The 16,760-nt window shown below is 76.3% G+C and carries 10 protein-coding genes; 3 read left to right on the plus strand and 7 right to left on the minus strand.

The window, feature by feature from the left end; all coding sequences use genetic code 11:
- Positions 1–527 precede the first annotated feature (527 nt).
- The gene (locus IHE55_RS15125) at positions 528–2,354 is read right to left on the minus strand and encodes an acyl-CoA dehydrogenase (protein ID WP_197989509.1); all 1,827 of its coding nucleotides are present in this window, start codon (positions 2,352–2,354) and stop codon (positions 528–530) included.
- A gap of 131 nt (positions 2,355–2,485) precedes the next feature.
- Between IHE55_RS15125 and IHE55_RS15130 the strand changes: the two genes are divergently transcribed.
- A complete protein-coding gene (locus IHE55_RS15130; protein WP_197989510.1) occupies positions 2,486–2,974 on the plus strand; it encodes an SseB family protein in 489 nt (162 codons plus the stop codon).
- A 4-nt stretch (positions 2,975–2,978) separates the two neighbouring features.
- Here IHE55_RS15130 and IHE55_RS15135 read toward each other — a convergent pair whose 3' ends face one another.
- Both IHE55_RS15135 and IHE55_RS15140 read right to left on the minus strand, forming a co-directional pair.
- Positions 2,979–3,752, minus strand: a complete 774-nt coding sequence (locus IHE55_RS15135; protein WP_197989511.1) for a TetR/AcrR family transcriptional regulator — start codon at positions 3,750–3,752, stop codon at positions 2,979–2,981.
- Between the two features lie 156 nt (positions 3,753–3,908).
- Positions 3,909–4,760 (minus strand): class I SAM-dependent methyltransferase, encoded by an 852-nt coding sequence (locus IHE55_RS15140; RefSeq protein WP_197989512.1) that lies wholly within the window; start codon positions 4,758–4,760, stop codon positions 3,909–3,911.
- A 475-nt stretch (positions 4,761–5,235) separates the two neighbouring features.
- Here IHE55_RS15140 and IHE55_RS15145 point away from each other — a divergent pair, with 475 nt between their 5' ends.
- A complete protein-coding gene (locus tag IHE55_RS15145; protein WP_197989513.1) occupies positions 5,236–6,207 on the plus strand; it encodes a pirin family protein in 972 nt (323 codons plus the stop codon).
- Between the two features lie 229 nt (positions 6,208–6,436).
- On the opposite strand, the gene IHE55_RS15150 is transcribed toward IHE55_RS15145, so the two are convergent.
- Positions 6,437–8,020, minus strand: a complete 1,584-nt coding sequence (locus IHE55_RS15150; RefSeq protein ID WP_197989514.1) for a S8 family peptidase — start codon at positions 8,018–8,020, stop codon at positions 6,437–6,439.
- Positions 8,021–9,359: 1,339 nt separating this feature from the next.
- On the opposite strand from IHE55_RS15150, the gene IHE55_RS15155 reads away from it, so the two are divergent.
- A complete protein-coding gene (locus IHE55_RS15155; RefSeq protein ID WP_197989515.1) occupies positions 9,360–9,848 on the plus strand; it encodes a GNAT family N-acetyltransferase in 489 nt (162 codons plus the stop codon).
- A gap of 332 nt (positions 9,849–10,180) precedes the next feature.
- On the opposite strand, the gene IHE55_RS15160 is transcribed toward IHE55_RS15155, so the two are convergent.
- From IHE55_RS15160 to IHE55_RS15170, 3 genes are all read right to left on the minus strand, one after another.
- A complete protein-coding gene (locus IHE55_RS15160; RefSeq protein ID WP_197989516.1) occupies positions 10,181–11,305 on the minus strand; it encodes a helix-turn-helix transcriptional regulator in 1,125 nt (374 codons plus the stop codon).
- A 296-nt stretch (positions 11,306–11,601) separates the two neighbouring features.
- Positions 11,602–14,316, minus strand: coding sequence for an AAA family ATPase (locus IHE55_RS15165; protein WP_197989517.1), 2,715 nt, complete (start codon positions 14,314–14,316; stop codon positions 11,602–11,604).
- A 1,369-nt stretch (positions 14,317–15,685) separates the two neighbouring features.
- Positions 15,686–16,456 (minus strand): glycerophosphodiester phosphodiesterase, encoded by a 771-nt coding sequence (locus IHE55_RS15170; protein ID WP_197989518.1) that lies wholly within the window; start codon positions 16,454–16,456, stop codon positions 15,686–15,688.
- Positions 16,457–16,760: the final 304 nt, after the last annotated feature.

The following is a 16,760-nucleotide window of genomic DNA, read 5'->3' on the forward strand; positions in this document are numbered from 1 at the left end:
GAGGAGGAGCGCCCCGCGGTACGGCGGTTTCGGACAGGTCCGCCGCCGGTTCCCGCCGGCCGTCCCGGCGGTGCGGGGGCGGAGGGGTCGCGGGCGGCAGGGCGGGGGGCCGGTGCGGCGGGGGGCGACACGCGGGCGCGTCCGCCCGGGCCCGGGCGGACTCCAGTGCCGGACGGCCTCCGCACCGGTGAACTCCCGTACCCGGCCGCCCCGTCGGGGGCGGCGGACCCGGTGCCCGGCGCGGTGCCGCCGGACACCGGGGGTGCGGGGGTGGCCCCGGGCCGCCCGGGCCGTGGCCGCGGCGGACCCGGCCGTACCGGGCCGCCGGGGCGCACCGGCGTGCCGCCGGGGCGTACGGCCGCGTGGCGGGTCGCAGGGAGCCGGGAGGCCCGTACCGGGTCACCGGGGGTACGGCCCTACCGGGCCGCCGGGACCTGCGGCCGCGAACGGGTGCCGGCGGTCCCGGACCGGACCGCCGGCACCCGTGGCACCGGTCGCGCGGGGTGCGCGCCCGGTACCGGGGTGGATCAGAACGCCGCCTCGTCCAGGTCCATCAGCGACCGGTCCACGGACTCGGCCAGGGCGCGCTGGGTGGAGACGCCCGGCAGGATCTCGCGGGCGAAGAACTTCGCCGCCGCGATCTTGCCCTGGTAGAACGCCTTGTCCTTGCCGGAGGCGCCGGCCAGCTTCTCGGTGGCCACCGCGGCGCCCTTGAGGAGCAGGTAGGCGACGACCACGTCACCGGAGGCGAGCAGCAGGCGGGTGGTGTTGAGGCCCACCTTGTAGATGGACTTGACGTCCTTCTCGGTGGCGGCGAGGTCGTTCAGCATGGCGCCGACGATCCCCTCCAGGTCGACGGCCGCGCGGGCGAGCGCGTCCCGGGCCTCGCTCAGCTCCTCGCCGCCGTTCCCCTCGGCGAGGAACTTCTTGATCTCCTCCGACAGCAGGGTCAGCGCCTGGCCCTGGTCGCGGACGATCTTCCGGAAGAAGAAGTCCTGGCCCTGGATGGCGGTGGTGCCCTCGTAGAGGGTGTCGATCTTGGCGTCCCGGATGTACTGCTCTACCGGGTACTCCTGGAGGTAGCCGGAGCCGCCGAAGGTCTGCAGCGACTGGGCGAGCTGCTCGTAGGACTTCTCCGAGCCGTAGCCCTTGACGATCGGCAGCAGCAGGTCGTTGAGGCCGTGCAGCGCCTTGGTGTCCTCGCCGGCGGCCTCCTTCTCCTGGATCGCGTCCTGGACCGAGGCGGTGTACAGCACCAGGGCGCGCATGCCCTCCGCGTACGCCTTCTGCGTCATCAGCGAGCGGCGCACGTCCGGGTGGTGGGTGATGGTCACCTTGGGCGCGGTCTTGTCCATGAACTGCGCCAGGTCCGGGCCCTGCACGCGCTCCTTGGCGTACTCCAGCGCGTTGAGGTAGCCGGTGGAGAGGGTGGCGATCGCCTTCGTGCCGACCATCATGCGGGCGAACTCGATGATGCGGAACATCTGGCGGATGCCGTCGTGCTTGTCGCCGATCAGCCAGCCCTTGGCGGGGTGCTTGTCGCCGAAGGTCATCTCGCAGGTGTTGGAGACCTTCAGGCCCATCTTGTGCTCGACGTTGGTGGCGTAGACGCCGTTGCGCTCGCCCAGCTCGCCGGTCTCCCAGTCGAAGTGGAACTTCGGGACGAGGAAGAGCGACAGGCCCTTGGTGCCCGGGCCGTGGCCCTCGGGGCGGGCCAGCACGTAGTGGAGGATGTTCTCGGACATGTCGTGCTCGCCCGAGGTGATGAAGCGCTTGACGCCCTCGATGTGCCAGGAGCCGTCCTCCTGCTGGACGGCCCTGGTGCGGCCGGCGCCCACGTCCGAGCCGGCGTCCGGCTCGGTGAGGACCATGGTGGAGCCCCACTCCTTCTCCACCGCGATCTTCGCGATCTTCTTCTGCGCCTCGTTGCCCTCCTCGAAGAGGATGCCGGCGAAGGCCGGGCCCGAGGAGTACATCCAGATGGCCGGGTTCGAGCCCAGCAGCAGCTCCGCGTAGGCCCAGATCAGGGAGCGCGGCGAGGTGGTGCCGCCGATCTCCTCCGGGAGGCCCAGCCGCCAGTACTCCGACGCCATGAAGGCGGCGTAGCTCTTCTTGAAGGAGTCCGGGACCGGAGCCGTGTTGGTCTCCGGGTCGAACACCGGCGGGTTCCGGTCGCCGTCGGCGTAGGACGCGGCGAGGTCGTTCTCCGCGAGCCGGGCGACCTCTTCGAGGATGCTCTTGGCGGTCTCGACGTCCATCTCGGCGAACGGGCCGGTGCCGTACGTCGTGTCGCGGCCGAGCACCTCGAAGAGGTTGAACTCGATGTCGCGGAGATTCGGCTTGTAGTGCCCCATGGCGACGGCTCCGTAAGGCTCGGGAGGCAGGGACCTCTTAGGCATTTCAATCGGTAACCACCATGATGCTACCCGTGGGTAATAAGAGGCAACCCTCAACCCGCCAACTGTGACTCAGTACGCTTCGGGGCATGTACGGCTACGACCAGAACGCGAGTGCGGGGCAGGGCTACGGCGCTCCGCCGCCCCCGCCGCAGCAGCAGCCGCAGGCCCCGATGCCGCCCGGCGGCTACCCGGAGCAGCCGCTGTACCCCGAGCCGTCGCCGCCCTCCCTCGCCGACGCGGTGCGCGCCTTCACCACCGGCTCGATGTCGGCCGAGGACTTCCAGCAGATCTTCGCGACCTCCAAGGTCTACTGCCCGCGCGGTGACAGTCCGGGGTTTCTGGCGCTGCACAACACCCAGCAACCGGTGATCCCGATGTTCACCTCGCTCAAGGAGCTGCGCCGGTACGCGGGCAAGGAGTCCAAGTACTTCGTCATCACCGGCGCCGAGGTGATCGACCTGCTGCCCACCGGCTACGGCTTCGTCCTCGACATGGAGGGCGACCACCGGATGGTCTTCGACGCGAAGGCCGTGGAGCAGATGGTCGACTTCGCGATGCGGCGGATGTACGGCTGACGCGTCAGGCGGGGCCGGCGGGCCCGGGGTGGCCGGCGTGGCCGATGCCGCGCAGGACCGCCCGCACCAGGGCGTCCACCCGCGCCGCCTGCTCCGCGGTCTCCGGCGGCTCTGACTGCTGAGCCGTCTGCGCCTGCCGTGCCTGCTGCGCCGCCTGCGCCCGCTGTGCCGTCTCCGCGGGGGCCGGTTCCGGCCCGGCGGAGGGGCCGGGGACGGGCTTCCGGCGGGCCGGGGGGGTGCCGAAGAGGGTGCTGAGCACGGTCTCGTGGCAGACGCCGACGATCATCGCGGCGGCGGCCTCCACCTCGGCGTCCGGGGCGAGCCGGCCGAGGTCCCGCTCGGCCAGGAGGTACCGGGTCAGCCGGTCCTGCCACTCGCCGCCCGGCTCGGCCGACCCGGCGAACCCGATGAGCACCCGGGGCTGGGCGAGCAGCCCGGCGAGGGCCGGGAGGATGGCCCGGTGCAGCGCGAGGCCGTGCCGGATGTGCCGGCGCAGGTTCCCGGCGACCGTCCCGGTGCCGGGGTCGGGGAGGTCGCCCAGCCCGCTCTCCACGCTCCGGACGTGGGCCCGCAGGGCGTGCGCGAGCAGCTCCTCCTTGTCGGCGAAATGGTTGTAGAGCACCCCGTCCGCCACCCCGGCGGCGCGGGCGATGGCGCGCACGGTGAGCCGCGCGGTCCCCTCCTCGGCGATCAGCCGGGCGGCGGTGCCGATCAGGTGGGCGCGCAGGTCCTGCGTGCTGCCGCCGTCGCGCAGCACCGCGGGTCGTCTCGGTGACATCGTCCGCATCGTAGTGCGGACGGCCCGGTCCGCCCCGCCCCGGTGCCGTCCGGCCCGGTCCGGGGCCCGGTTCCGTTCGGTGGTCCGGTGCGGGTCCGGTGTCGCGGCCGGTGCGCGGCCGGGGCGGGGGCGGTGTGCCGGGGCGGGCCGTGCGGCTCAGTCCGTGGCCGCCGCCGGGCGCCGGGCGGTGACCAGCCACGCGGTGCCCCGGGTCCGTACCCCCTCGGGCGTGGCGAAGGCCGCCAGCGCCTCGGTCAGGGCCCGCCGCGCCCGGGCAGCGGCCTCCGGCCCCGCCTGCGCCATGTGGTGGGCGACCGGGCCCCACCCGCCAAGGAACGCCGCCGCGTCCGGCACGTCCCGGCCCCAGTGCTGGACCGCCGTCACCCGCTCGCAGCGGGTCTCCTCGAAGCCGGCCGCGCCGAGCACCGCCCGGACGCGGTCGGGGTCGGCGAACGAGGTGGGGCCGGTGCCGTCCGGGCCGGTGGGCCGGGGCAGGCGGGCCGCCATGGCGTCCAGCACCTGCCCGAGGTCGGTGCCGTCGAGCGCGGTCATGCACACGAACGCCAGCCGGCCGCCCGGCCGCAGGGCGCGCCCGATGTTGCCGAACGCGGCCACCGGATCGGCGAAGAACATCACCCCGAACCGGCTCACCGCCACGTCGAAGTCACCCGCCGGGAACGCCCTGACCTGGGCGTCGTCCTGCTCGAAGGTGACGTTGGGCACCTGCTCGGCCGCGGCGAGGGCACGGGCCGTGGCCAGCATCGGGGCGGACAGGTCCACCCCGAGGGCCCGGCCGAGCGGCGCCCGCCGGGCGGCCAGCCGGGTCAGCTGGCCGTTGCCGCAGCCGATGTCGAGCACCCGGTCGCGCTCGCCGATCGCCGCCGCGTCTAGCACGGCGTCGTTGAAGCCGCTGTTCACCGCGTCGTAGCGGTCCCGGTGGGCGGCCCAGTGCTCGCCCTCGTAGCCGTTCCACGCCTCGGCCTGGTGGGTGTTGACGATGCGGGGCATCGGGCTCTCCTTCTGCGCTGGTGGCAAGGTCCGCCGTGCCGGCGGAGGGATAATGAACGCGTGTTCATGAACGTGCGTTCATGGTGTCCCGGCGGAGGCGCGGGTGTCAATGCGGCCCGGCCGTGCGGCGGTTGTGAACCCGGGACCGGAGTGCCGGGGGTCGGTGCGGGTGCGTGGGGTGAGTGGCGCGGCACGGGGTACGGGGGTGTGGCGCGACGCGGAGTGCGGGGTGCGGCGCGGGGCGCTCGTGGGCTGTGACGAGGGGCGCGGGGCGCGGCGGGCGTGAGGTCGGAGGGGCGCGGGCGCGGGGGCGGCGGGATGCGCCGGGGCGCACGGGCGGGCGCCCGGTCGGGGGGCGCGGGGGGCGCTCGCGGCGGGGGTGGCGCCGGGGTGTGTACCGGGCCGGGAAGAAGGCGCCCTTGCCGATTGTTCATCGTTCAACTAAGTTGAATGGTGAACGACCGAGGAGGCCGTCATGCCAGCTGTGACCGTTGACAACCCGCTGACCCTGCCGCGTGTCGCGGCGCCGACCGGGGCCCGGCAGCGACCGGTGCTCGCCGTCACCACGGCGCCCAGCGGTTTCGAGGGCGAGGGATTCCCGGTGCGCCGGGCCTTCGCCGGGATCGACTACAAGTACCTCGACCCGTTCATCATGATGGACCAGATGGGTGAGGTGGAGTACGCGCCGGGTGAGCCCAAGGGGACCCCCTGGCACCCGCACCGCGGCTTCGAGACCGTCACCTACATCATCGACGGGATCTTCGACCACCAGGACAGTCACGGTGGCGGTGGCACCATCACCAACGGCGACACCCAGTGGATGACGGCCGGCTCCGGCCTCCTTCACATCGAGGCGCCGCCGGAGCAGCTCGTCATGTCCGGCGGCCTGTTCCACGGCCTCCAGCTGTGGGTGAACCTCCCGGCCAGGGACAAGATGATGGCGCCCCGCTACCAGGACATCCGCGGCGGCAGCGTCCAGCTCCTGACGTCCCACGACGGCGGCGCGCTGCTGCGCGTCATCGCCGGCGAGCTGGGCGGTCACGAGGGCCCGGGTGTCACGCACACGCCGATCACCATGGTCCACGCGACGCTGGCGCCGGGCGCCGAGGTCACGCTGCCGTGGCGGGAGGACTTCAACGGTCTGGCGTACGTCATGGCGGGCCGCGGCTCGGTCGGTGCGGACCGCCGCCCGATCCGCCTCGGCCAGACCGCGGTCTTCGGCGCGGGCTCCGCGCTGACGGTCCGCGCGGACGAGCAGCAGGACTCCCACACCCCGGACCTGGAGGTCGTCCTCCTCGGCGGACAGCCCATCCGGGAGCCCATGGCCCACTACGGCCCGTTCGTCATGAACACCCGCGCCGAACTCCAGAAGGCGTTCGAGGACTTCCAGAAGGGCCGCTTCGGGACCATCCCGGCGGTGCACGGGATGACCGAGGGCGGACTGTAGGGCCCACACGGCCGTACGGGACCGCCCGTGGCGCGACGGCGGCGGCCCGCCCCCTCCGGATGGCCGGAGCGGGCGGGCCGCCGTGGTGCTGTGGTGCCGGACGCGGGCGCCGGGGTGCCGTGGGCACCTGGTGTCCGGGTGCCGCGGGCGCCGTGGCGCCGTGGTGCTGTCCCCGCCCGGCCGGGGCGCCGCCGCGCCGCGGCCGGCCGGGGGTGCCGCGTCGGGTGCGTCAGAACTGCATCGACCAGGAGTCGATGTAGCCGGTGTCGTAGGTGGCGTTGTCCTGGACCCGCAGCTTCCAGCCGCCGTCCGCGGTCTCGGCGGAGGCGTCCACGGTGTAGGTGGTGTTCAGGTCGTCCGCGCTGCCGCCGGTGCCGAAGTTCTTCAGCAGGTACGCGGTGCCGTCCGGGGCGACCAGTTCGACCTTCAGGTCACCGACGTAGGTGTGCTTGATCGCGACCGAGACGGCGAGCGCCGCCGGCGCCCGGCCGGTCACCCCGGTGACGGAGATCGGGGACTCGACGGTGGCGTTGTCGTTGATGGTGTAGTTCGCGGTGTTCTCGAACTTGGGGCCGGTGGGCGGGGTGGTGTTGCCGGAGCCGACGTACAGCAGGCGGTTGGGCGAGCCGGTGCCCGGGTTGGTCACCACGCCGGTGGTGGCCGCCGAGGTCAGCGCCGAGGAGACCTGCGCCGGGGTGGCGGAGCGGTTGTCGGCGAGGTAGAGCGCGGCGGCACCGGCCACGTGCGGCGTCGCCATCGACGTGCCGGAGATGGTGTTGGTCGCCGTGTCACCGGTGTTCCACGCCGAGGTGATGTTGGACCCCGGCGCGAACAGGTCCACCGCGCTGCCGTAGTTGGAGAAGCTGGAGCGGGCGTCGGTGTTGGTCGTGGAGCCGACCGTGATGCCCTCGGTCACCCGGGCGGGCGACCGGGTCGAGGCGTCGGTGTTCTCGTTGCCCGCGGCCAGGGCGTAGGTCACGCCGGAGGCGATGGAGTTGCGGACCGCGGTGTCCAGCGCGGAGCTGGCGCCGCCGCCGAGGCTCATGTTCGCCACCGCCGGCTTGACGGCGTTCTTGGTCACCCAGTCGATGCCCGCGATGACGCCGGCGGTGGTGCCGGAGCCGTTGTTGTCGAGCACCCGGACGGCGACGATCTTGGCTTTCTTGGCCACCCCGTGCGCGGTGCCGGCGACGGTGCCCGCCACATGGGTGCCGTGGCCGTTGCCGTCGTCCGCGGTGTTGTCGTTGTCCACCGCGTCGAAGCCGTGGCTGGCGCGGCCACCGAAGTCCTGGTGGCTGATGCGCACCCCGGTGTCGATGATGTACGCGGTCACCCCGGTGCCCGCGGAGTCCGGGTAGGTGTAGCTCTGGTTCAGCGGTAGCGCGCGCTGGTCGATGCGGTCCAGGCCCCAGGACGGCGGGCTGGGCTGCACGCCGGTGGCCTTGACCACCTGGTCCTGGACCACCGCCTTCACGGCCGGGTCGGCGGCGAGCCGCTTGGCCTGGCCCTCCGGCAGCTGTACCGCGTAGCCGTTGAGCGCCCGGTCGTAGGTGCGCTCGACCTTGGCGCCGAACTTCTCGGCCAGCGCCCGTCCCTTGGTGGACCGGGCCTGCACCGCGTCCTCGTCGAGGACCACGATGTAACGGTCCTTCAGGGTGCCCGGCGCGCCGGCGTTCTCGATCACGCCCTCGGCGACCCGGTCGCCGCGGTCGGCCGCCGAGGCGGGCAGCGCGGCGCCGGCGCCCATCGACAGCGCGGCGACGGCGATCGCGGCGGCGACGAGTCTGCGTCGGGAGGCGGGTATCTGAGCCATGCGGGGTCTCCTCCAGTGGGGGTTGGTGCACGGGGGGTGGTGCACGTCGTGGCGGTTCGGGAGATCACGGCGTACGGTCCGGGGCCCGCGGTGATCGAACCGGGGCGCTCGGCCGCACGGCCGGAGGTGCCCATGGGCGGGGCCGGCTGCGACGGGGTCGGTACGGACGGGTGGTGAGGGCCGGGCGGGTCGCCTCCGGCCCGGGACCGCGGGGCCACGGGACCGCGGAGCCACGGGATCGTGGGGCCACGGGGCCGTGCGGTACCGGTGCCGGGAACCCGGCAGGAGGGACCTGGAGCCCGGGACCTGATCGTCGGGATCTGATCGTCGGGATCTGGACGTGGGGGTCTGACCGTCGGGATCGGATACGCGGGATCGGGTGTCTCGGGATCTGTTCTCTCGGGACCCGGCCGTCGGGGCCCGGTCGGTACGGACGTCGTCGAGCCGGACCATGGTCATGGGCGGCATCCGGGGGTGTGCGGTGGCTGCCGTGATCGCACACTCCCGACCGCCAGCGGAACCATGACCGACCCCGTTGCACCGCGCAAGGGTCCGGCGTTCGCCCGGTGTTCGCCCGCGTGCCGCCCGGCCGTCCGCCGAACGGTGGCCGCCGACCGGTTTTCGGACCCGGCGGAAAGGCCGGCGCCGGCCGGCCGGGGACGGCGCCGGACAGGGGGGCCGGGCGGGGGGCCGCGAGCCGGCCCGGTGCGGTGCGGCGGGCGGCGTCCGGGGCCCTGCCGCGGTGCGGCCGCGCCCCCCGGCCGTCCGGTGTACGCGCAGGTGGCGGGGGGTGAGGGCCGAGGTGCGGCGGAGGGTGCGCGGGGGGCGTCGCGGGCCGGCCGCGGGGCGGCGGGACCGGTCCGTCCGGCCCTGCCGCGACACAGTGCCGGACGCTCCGCACCGGGGAGCGGACACCCAGGAGCCATGCGTTTCACGCCGCCTTCCCGGCCCGGCCCCCGGACCCTCACCGGGCGCCGCACGGCGGGTGACTCAAGGGTCGGGGTGAAGGACCCTTGCACCGACCCTCGGAGTGCGGTGCGCGCCCGTAATGTCCTTGACGAATGCATGTCACGCTGCGTGCCGCAGGGTCGGAGTGGTGGGCCGCACCTGCCCCGGCCTCGCCGGCCCGGCGGGCCCGCGCCTGGGCCGAGCCGGTCGGAACCGCCCGCCACCCCGGACGACCCGGCCCGCCCCGTACGTACGGAGCGGGCGTTTCCGTACGTATGCGGCGGGCGTTTCCTTACGGTCGGGGCGGGCGTCGTCAGGGCCCGTGTCCGGTCGGGATCGCGCTGCGCAGTGGGGCGGTGCGGGAGGGACCGGGTTGCGTACAGTCCACCCCATGCCCGAGATCCACCTGCTCCGTCCGGACCACGCACCCGCGCTGCTGGCCTTCGAGCGGGAGAACCGTGCCTACTTCGCCGCTTCCGTCCCCGACCGGGGCGAGGAGTACTTCGCCCGGTTCGACGAGCGGCTCCGGGCCCTGCTCGCCGAGCAGGAGGCCGGATCGTGCCGGTTCCATGTGCTGGTCGGCGCCGGCGGCGAGGTGCTGGGGCGGGTCAACCTGGTGGACGTGGCGGACGGCGGCGCCGAACTCGGGTACCGGATCGCGGAGCGCGCCGCGGGCCGCGGGCTGGCCACCTGGGCCGTACGGAAGCTGTGCGAGCGGGCCGCCGAGGAGTACGGGCTGACCGTCCTGCGAGCCGTCACCACCCTGGACAACGCGGCGTCGCGGGCCGTGCTGGCCCGCACCGGGTTCACCGTCGTCGGCGAGACGCGGGTGGCCGGCCGTCCCGGACTCGCGTATCTGCACCGCCTCACGGCTGCCTGACGCGCCGGAGGCCGGTGGCCTCTGTGATGCCGGGCGCCGGGTGCCGGGGCCGGTGCCGGTGCGTGCCGGTGTTCGTGCCGATGCCGGCGTGGGGGCCGGCGGAGGCGTGGGCGGTGGGTGTGGGGATGGTGGGTGCCGGCGGTGGATGTCGCCCGGTGGATGTCGTTCGGCACATCGCGCCGGGCGTGGTGGGGCGCCGGGTCAGGCGGCGGGTGAGGTGGCGGCCGGGGCGTGGCGGGGCGTCGCGCGGGCGATCGGCCCGCCCGTGCGGATTTCGGTGCCGCGTGGGGCGGACGGGGGCGCGGGCCCGGCAGGGGGGTGGTGCGATGCGCTCAGTCGGACTCGGGGAGGACGTCGGCGAGCTGCCGCCGCGAGCGGACCCCCAACTTCCGGTAGACGCTGGTCAGATTGGCCTCCACCGCCTTCACGCTGAGGTAGAGCCGGGCCGCCGCCTCGCGGTTGGTGACGCCTTCCTCCGCCACCAGCCGCGCGACCAGCAGCTCGGTCTCCGTCAGTGCGGCGGCGGCCGGCGGCCCGGCGGTCTCCCGCGGGGCCCCGGTCCGCACCAGTTCGGCGTCCGCGCGGGCCAGCCAGCCGTCCGCCCCGGCACCGGCGAACACCGTGGCGGCCCGGCGGAACGCCGTCCGGGCCGCCGCCCGCCGGCGCCGCCGGCGTTCGACCGTGCCCAGGGCGAGCAGGGTGCGGCCGTACTCGACCGGAAGCGGCTCGGCCGCCTGGCGCTCGGCGAGCGCGGAGAGTTCGGCCGCGGCACGGTCGCCCCGCGTGCCCCGGGCGCACAGCGCGGCGGCCCGTTCCAGTCCGATCGGCGGGCAGCGCAGCCCCAGCCGCCGGTACCGCGCCCGGGTGGCCCGGACCAGCTCCCGCGCCTCGGCGTCCTCCCCGACGGCGAGCAGTGCCTCGGCGAGGTCTCCGTGCCAGGCGAACACCGCCGGGTTGCGGACCCCCATCCGTTCCTCCAGCAGCTGGGCGCGGCGCAGTGGTTCCAGCGCGCCGCTCGGGTCGTCGGCGATCAGCGCGGCGGCACCCCAGGCCGCCAGTGACCGCAGCTCGGTGAGCCGGTCGCCCTGGGCCTCGGAGAGTTCCACCCCGCGCCTGGCCAACGCCGGCGCCTGGCGGAGATCACCGGCGACCGCCTCGGCGAGCGCGTTGGGGTAGAGGACGGTGGAGGGTTCGAGCCCGGCGTCCTCGGTCAGGCGCAGCCCGCGCCGGGCCGTCTCCAGCGCGTCGCGGCAGTGTCCGGCGCGGAGTTCGGCGATCACCAGGAGGGCCAGCAGCCCGTGCTGGTCGTCCAGGGAACCGCGTTGCTCCGCCGTGGTCATCAGCGACCGGAGTGCGGTGCGGGCGTCCGCCACCCGGCCGCGCAACAGGTGCAGCAGGGCGCCGAGGTGCTCGGGACCGTTGTGCAGCGGGTCGGGGGCGGCCCGGCGCAGCGCCACCGGGTGCGGTGGCGAGGCGGGGAGCTGGAGCCGGTGGGCGCCGTCGGCGGCGTGACCGGCGGCGGTTGCGGCGGTGTGCCCGGCGTCGGCTGCGGCGGGACGCGCGGCCGGGGGTACGGCGGGGCACGTGGCCGGGGGTTCGGCGCGGTGGTCGGTGGTGCGGACCAGGGTCCCGGGCCCCGGGTGGGCTCCGGGCGGCCACCGGCGGCTCGGCGCCGGGTGGCTCGGCGCCGGGCGAGGGCACGGCGGCCCGGGGGCCGGTGCACGGCGGGACGGTGTCGTACGGTCCGGCGGCGTCACCGGGGGCAGGGGGGTTGCGCCTGGAGGGTGGAGGAGCGGGCCGGTGCCGGGTGTTCCGGTGGGTTCGCCGGTCGTCGGGGGGGCGCGGAGGTGGCGGGGAAGCGGGGTGTGGTGACCTCGGGGTTGGCGGGGGGTGGCTGCGGGGTGGGCGGTGTCGGGGGGTGCCGGGTGGGTCGCCGGGTACGGGGCCGGCGGTCGCGTCGGTCGGTGCTGTGACGGTGGCCCCGGCGGTGGCGTGGGCCGGAGCGGTGGTGCCGGGTCCGGCCGGGCGGGTGCGGCGGTTCCCGCCCGTCGGGCCGGTCCCGACGGGTGTCCCGGTCCGGGCGATGGCGACCTGGCCGGCGGAGGCGATCGGGCTGACCGGGGGTGGCCAGGGCGGCCGGACCCGTGGGGAGGCCGGTGCCTCCGGGGCGTACGGGGTTGCGGGGGGCGTCCATGACGCACGGGGGGTACGGGGCGGCGGGGTCGTCCGGGCAGGCCGGACCGGTCCGGACGGTGCCGGGGGCACCGGAGCCGTCGGGAGCACCGTGGCCACCGGGGGCGCCCGGGCCACCGGGTGCACCAGGACCAGCGGGGACGTCAGAGGCCCCAGGAACCACGGAAACACCGGAGACCTCCGGGCTGCCGGTGGTGCCGGGGACAGCGGGTAGTTCAGGGCGACCGGAGGCACCCAGCGCGCCCGGCCCCCCGGGAGCGCCAAGTCCGCCGGGACCGGCCGGGACACCGGGTGCACCAGGCCCAGTGGCGGTACCGGGACCACCGGAGATGCCAGGGCCGTCGGGGCCGATCGACGCACCCGGAGCGCAAAGCCCGCCGGGGCCGGCCGGGACACCGGGTGCATCAGGCCCAGTGGCGGTACCGGGGCCACCGCCAGGACCAGCGGAGGTGCCGGCCCCTCCGGGTCCCCCCGAGATGCCAGGCCCGCCGGGACCGGCCGGGACACCACGAGCACCAGGACCAGCGGCGATATCGGCACCACCGGCGATGCCAGGGTCGTTGGGACCCCCGGAGACGCCGGGACCGCCGGGACCGCCGGGACCGGCCGGGGCCCCCGGGAGGCCGGGCGCGGCCGGGGAAGCAGGGACCCGGCGGAGGAGGGCGGCGCGGCGGTGGGTGCCGGTGGCCTCCGCCCGGCCCAGCAGGACCTCGGCGTAGGCGCGGGCGGACAGCGCCTGCACCGCGGTGGTGTGGTCGCCGGCCGCCAGGGCCAGCCCGGCGGCGATCTCGGCCTCCTCCGCGCAGAGCGCGGGCCGGCCCTCGACGATTCTCATCAGCGCCCCGCGGACCCGGACCGGTGCCTGGAGGGCGCCGTCCCGGCCCGCCTCGGCGAGCGCCTGTTCCAGGAGTTCACCGGCGCGCGGCGCGCTCTGGCCCGCGGCGTCCCAGAGGGCGAGCCGGGCCCGTACCCGCCGGTGGACCGAGGCGGAGGTGGCGAGCACCGTCCGGGCGGCCTCGGCGGCCAGTTCCCGGCGGCCCGCGGTGATCGCCGCCGCGGCGGCCACCAGCCGGCGCTCGCAGGCCAGTTCCGTCTCGGTGGCCGGGGTGCGGTCGGCGGCCAGCAGCGCCAGTTCGGCCGCGCTCTCCGGCGCGCCCCGGGCCAGTGCCGCCGCGGCGGCGGTGATCAGCGTCGCGGCGACGGACTCGTCCCGCCGGTACCCGGCGTGTGCCAGGTGGCGGGCGCGCTGCACCGGATCGGCGGCGGCCTCGGCGAGCCGGGCGTGCGCCTGCCGCAGCCGGGCCGGTGAGGCGTCGTCGTGCAGGGTGGCGGCCAGCAGCGGATGGCTGAAGCGCAGTATCCCGTCGGGGCCGATGGTGGCGACCCGGGCCGTGGCGGCCTCGGCGAGGTCGGAGTCCAGGTCGCCGTGGTGGGCCGCGGCCAGCAGCGCCCGGGTGGGACGCGCGGCCACCGCCGCCAGCAGCAGGGTGTCCAGCGCGCCGGCCGACAGTCCGCCCAGCCGCTCCCGCATCAGGTGCCGCAGCCGGCCGGGTACCGGCAGGGGCCGTCCGGGGGCGGGGAGTTCGTCCAGCCGCAGCAGGGCGCGGCCGATCTCCCCGGCGAAGAACGGGTTGCCGGCGCTGGCGGCGTGGATGCGCTCCACCACGTGGGCGGGGAACGCGGTGCCGACCTCCTCCCGCAGCAGCGCGTCGTACGCGCTCCGGGGGAGCGGGGGCACCGGGAACTCGCGGAGCGGCCCGGGCGCCAGCCGGTGGCCGACGGCCGCGTCGCCCAGGGTCCGTTCGGCGGCGACGACGCGCAGCGGCAGGGTGGCCCCGCGGCGGGCGACGAACGCCAGCACCTCGGCCGAGGCCGGGTCGATCCACTGCACGTCGTCGAGGACGAGCAGGACCGGTTCCGGGTGCGCGGCGCCGGCGAGCGCGCGCAGCAGGTAGAGGGCACCGAGCCGGACCGCCAGCTGGTCGGCCTGTTCCGGCTGCCGGGGCCCGCGCAGCAGCGCGGCGCGCAGGGCGTCCCGCTGCGGACCGGGCAGGGCGTCGATCGGTTCGTCCCCCACCGGGGTCAGCAGGTCGATCAGAGCGAGGTACGGCAGGTCGCGTTCGGCCTCGGCCGGGCCGCAGCCCAGGACCGTCCAGCCGGACCGCGCGGCCTCCTCGGCCAGCGCCCGGACCAGGGTGGACTTGCCGATGCCCGGCGGCCCGGACAGCAGCACGCTGCCGCCGTCCCCGAGGTGCCGCCGGGCGGCGTCCAGCAACTCCGTCCGCCCGACGGGGGCGGCCGTCCCCGCCACGACGCCGCCGCCCGCCACCGGGCCGCCGGCCGGTGTGGGGAACGCGCTCCCGGGGGTGCCCGGGCCGGCCCCGGCGCCGACGATCCGGGTGGCGGGCCCGGGCGGACCGGCCCGACCGGACCGGCCGGGCCGGCCCCCCGTGCTGCCGGACGCGTCGCCGCGTGCGATGACCGGGCGGCGGGGCGCCTGAGCCGGGACGCCGGTCACCGAGGGTGCGCCGGAACGGCGGCCGGACCGGCGCTCCTCGCCGGCCGCCCCACCTGCCCCGCCCATGTCCGCCTCACCCGCCCTGGCCGGGGTCTTTCCGCCGGTCCTGTCCGTGGGTGCTCCGCCGGCTCTGGCCGGGGTTCTTCCGCCGGTCCCGCCCATGGCCGCCGCGCCTGCCCGGCCGTCAGCCGCCTCACCGGCCCGGCCGTCAGCCGCCTCACCGGCCCGGCCGTCAGCCGCCTCACCGGTCCCGCCCGTGGCCTTCCCGCCGGTCTCACGGTCGGAGGCCCTGCCGGTCTCCCCGCCGGCACCCGCGCTCTTCCCGCCGGTCGCCCGGGCCGGACCGTCCGCAGCCCGCGACCGGTGTTCCGCCGGCCGGCCCGGGCGTTCCGCCGGACGCGGCGGGTGTTCCATCGGCCGGGACCGGTGGTCCGTCGGGTGTGCCCGGCGTTCCCCGGGGCCCGCCTGATGGTCCGCCGGGTGGAACGTCTGGTTCGCCGGGCGGAACTGACGACCGACTGGTTGGACCTCGCGCACCGCACCCCCTCCGCCGAGGAACGGCCCCCGCCGCCTCGCACCCGTTCGTACCGGGGCCGTGCACCGGCGTCCAGCCGCCGGCCTCGTCCATCACCGAGGACGGCCCGTCGCGCGTCGGCCCCACGGTCACAGCCGTTCCGCCGTACGGCGGCCCCGAAACCACACGGCGGTGGCCGGCCCGTGACCACCGGGTGGCGCACCGGCCTCCGAACGGGTCCGGTACGCCGCCCGGGTGACGCCCGCCGCGTCCCCGCGCGCCGGGGAAAGCCCGGTGGTCGCGCCGGCCGGCGGGACGGGGCCCGCGGTACGTGCCGGTCCTGCCGTGTCCGCCTGGCGGGTGAACCGGAGCCGACGGGGGAGAAGCCGGGCGGACGAGGCGGACGGGCGGGCGGACCGGGTGAACAGGGGCCGAGGCGGTGGACGGGCGGACGAGGTGGACCGGTCGGTGGTGACGGCGGGCCGTACCGGTTGCCGGGCCGAGCACGCCGGGCGGGCCGGCGGGCCGTGGGGCGGCGGCGGGGAGCGACGGCAGGCGGTGACGGTGGGACGGGCCGACCGGGCCGGCGGGCGGCGGCGGGCGGCGGTGGGGTCAGCGGACGGCGGCGAGCTGGGCGCGGACCTGGGCCGGGCGGTTGGTGATCAGCGCGTGGACGCCGAGCCGGACGCACAGCTCCACGTCCTCGGGGTCGTCCACCGTCCACACGTGCACCTGGTGGCCGGCCGCCAGCAGCCGGGTGACGATCTCCGGCCGGGACCGGACCAGCTCGATGCCCGGCCCGGCGATCCGCACCCCGCGCGGCAGGGCGGCGGCCCGGCCCGGCAGCGGGGCGCGCTCGGTCAGCAGCACCCGCGGCAGATCCGGGGCGAGCGCCGCCATCCGGCGCAGGGCGAGCCGGGAGAAGCTCATCAGCCGCACCCGGGGCCGCTCGCCGAGGCGGGTACGGTGCAGCCCGAACAGGCTCAGCTGACGGACCAGCTCCCGTTCGACCCGCCCCGCCCAGCGGGTCGGATGCTTGGTCTCCACCGCCAGCTCCACCGGACGGCCGGCGGAGGTGGCCAGGGCCAGCAGCTCGTCGAAGGCGAGCACCTGGGCGGGCCCGGCACCGCCCCCCTTCCAGGAGCCGAAGTCCAGCGCGTCCAGCTGGGCGAGGGTCAGCGCCGACACCGCGCCCCGGCCGTCCGACGTCCGCTCCACCCGCCGGTCGTGCAGGCAGACCAGCCGGCCGTCGGCCGTCAGCCGGACATCGCACTCCAGCGCGTCGGCGCCATCGGCGATGGCCTGTTCATAGGCGGCGAGCGTGTGTTCCGGGTGATCGTGGGAGGCGCCGCGGTGGGCGACAATCTGGGGCACAGCGGTCATCACACGATGATGCTGGCAGGCGGCGGTGAACGGGCGGCCAACAGCCCGGAGCCCTTACGACAAGCCCGGGGGCGGAGTTGGGGAAGAGCGACGCTTCGTCACCGGGCACGCCCGTTCCGGGCCCCTGCCGGTCACCGTCCCGCCAGGTTGGCCCGGACGGTCGCGCTGCCCGCCGCGGGCCCGTGCCGCCGGGCCCGGCCCGTCACCGGAAGGCCGCCCGGCGCGGTCCGGCGCGCACCTGCGGCGGCGCCCCCGGGGGCTGGACCCGGGAGCGGGTGCCCCCGGTACGCCGCGCCGGTCACCC

The organism is Streptomyces pactum (assembly GCF_016031615.1).
GTDB lineage: Bacteria > Actinomycetota > Actinomycetes > Streptomycetales > Streptomycetaceae > Streptomyces > Streptomyces pactus.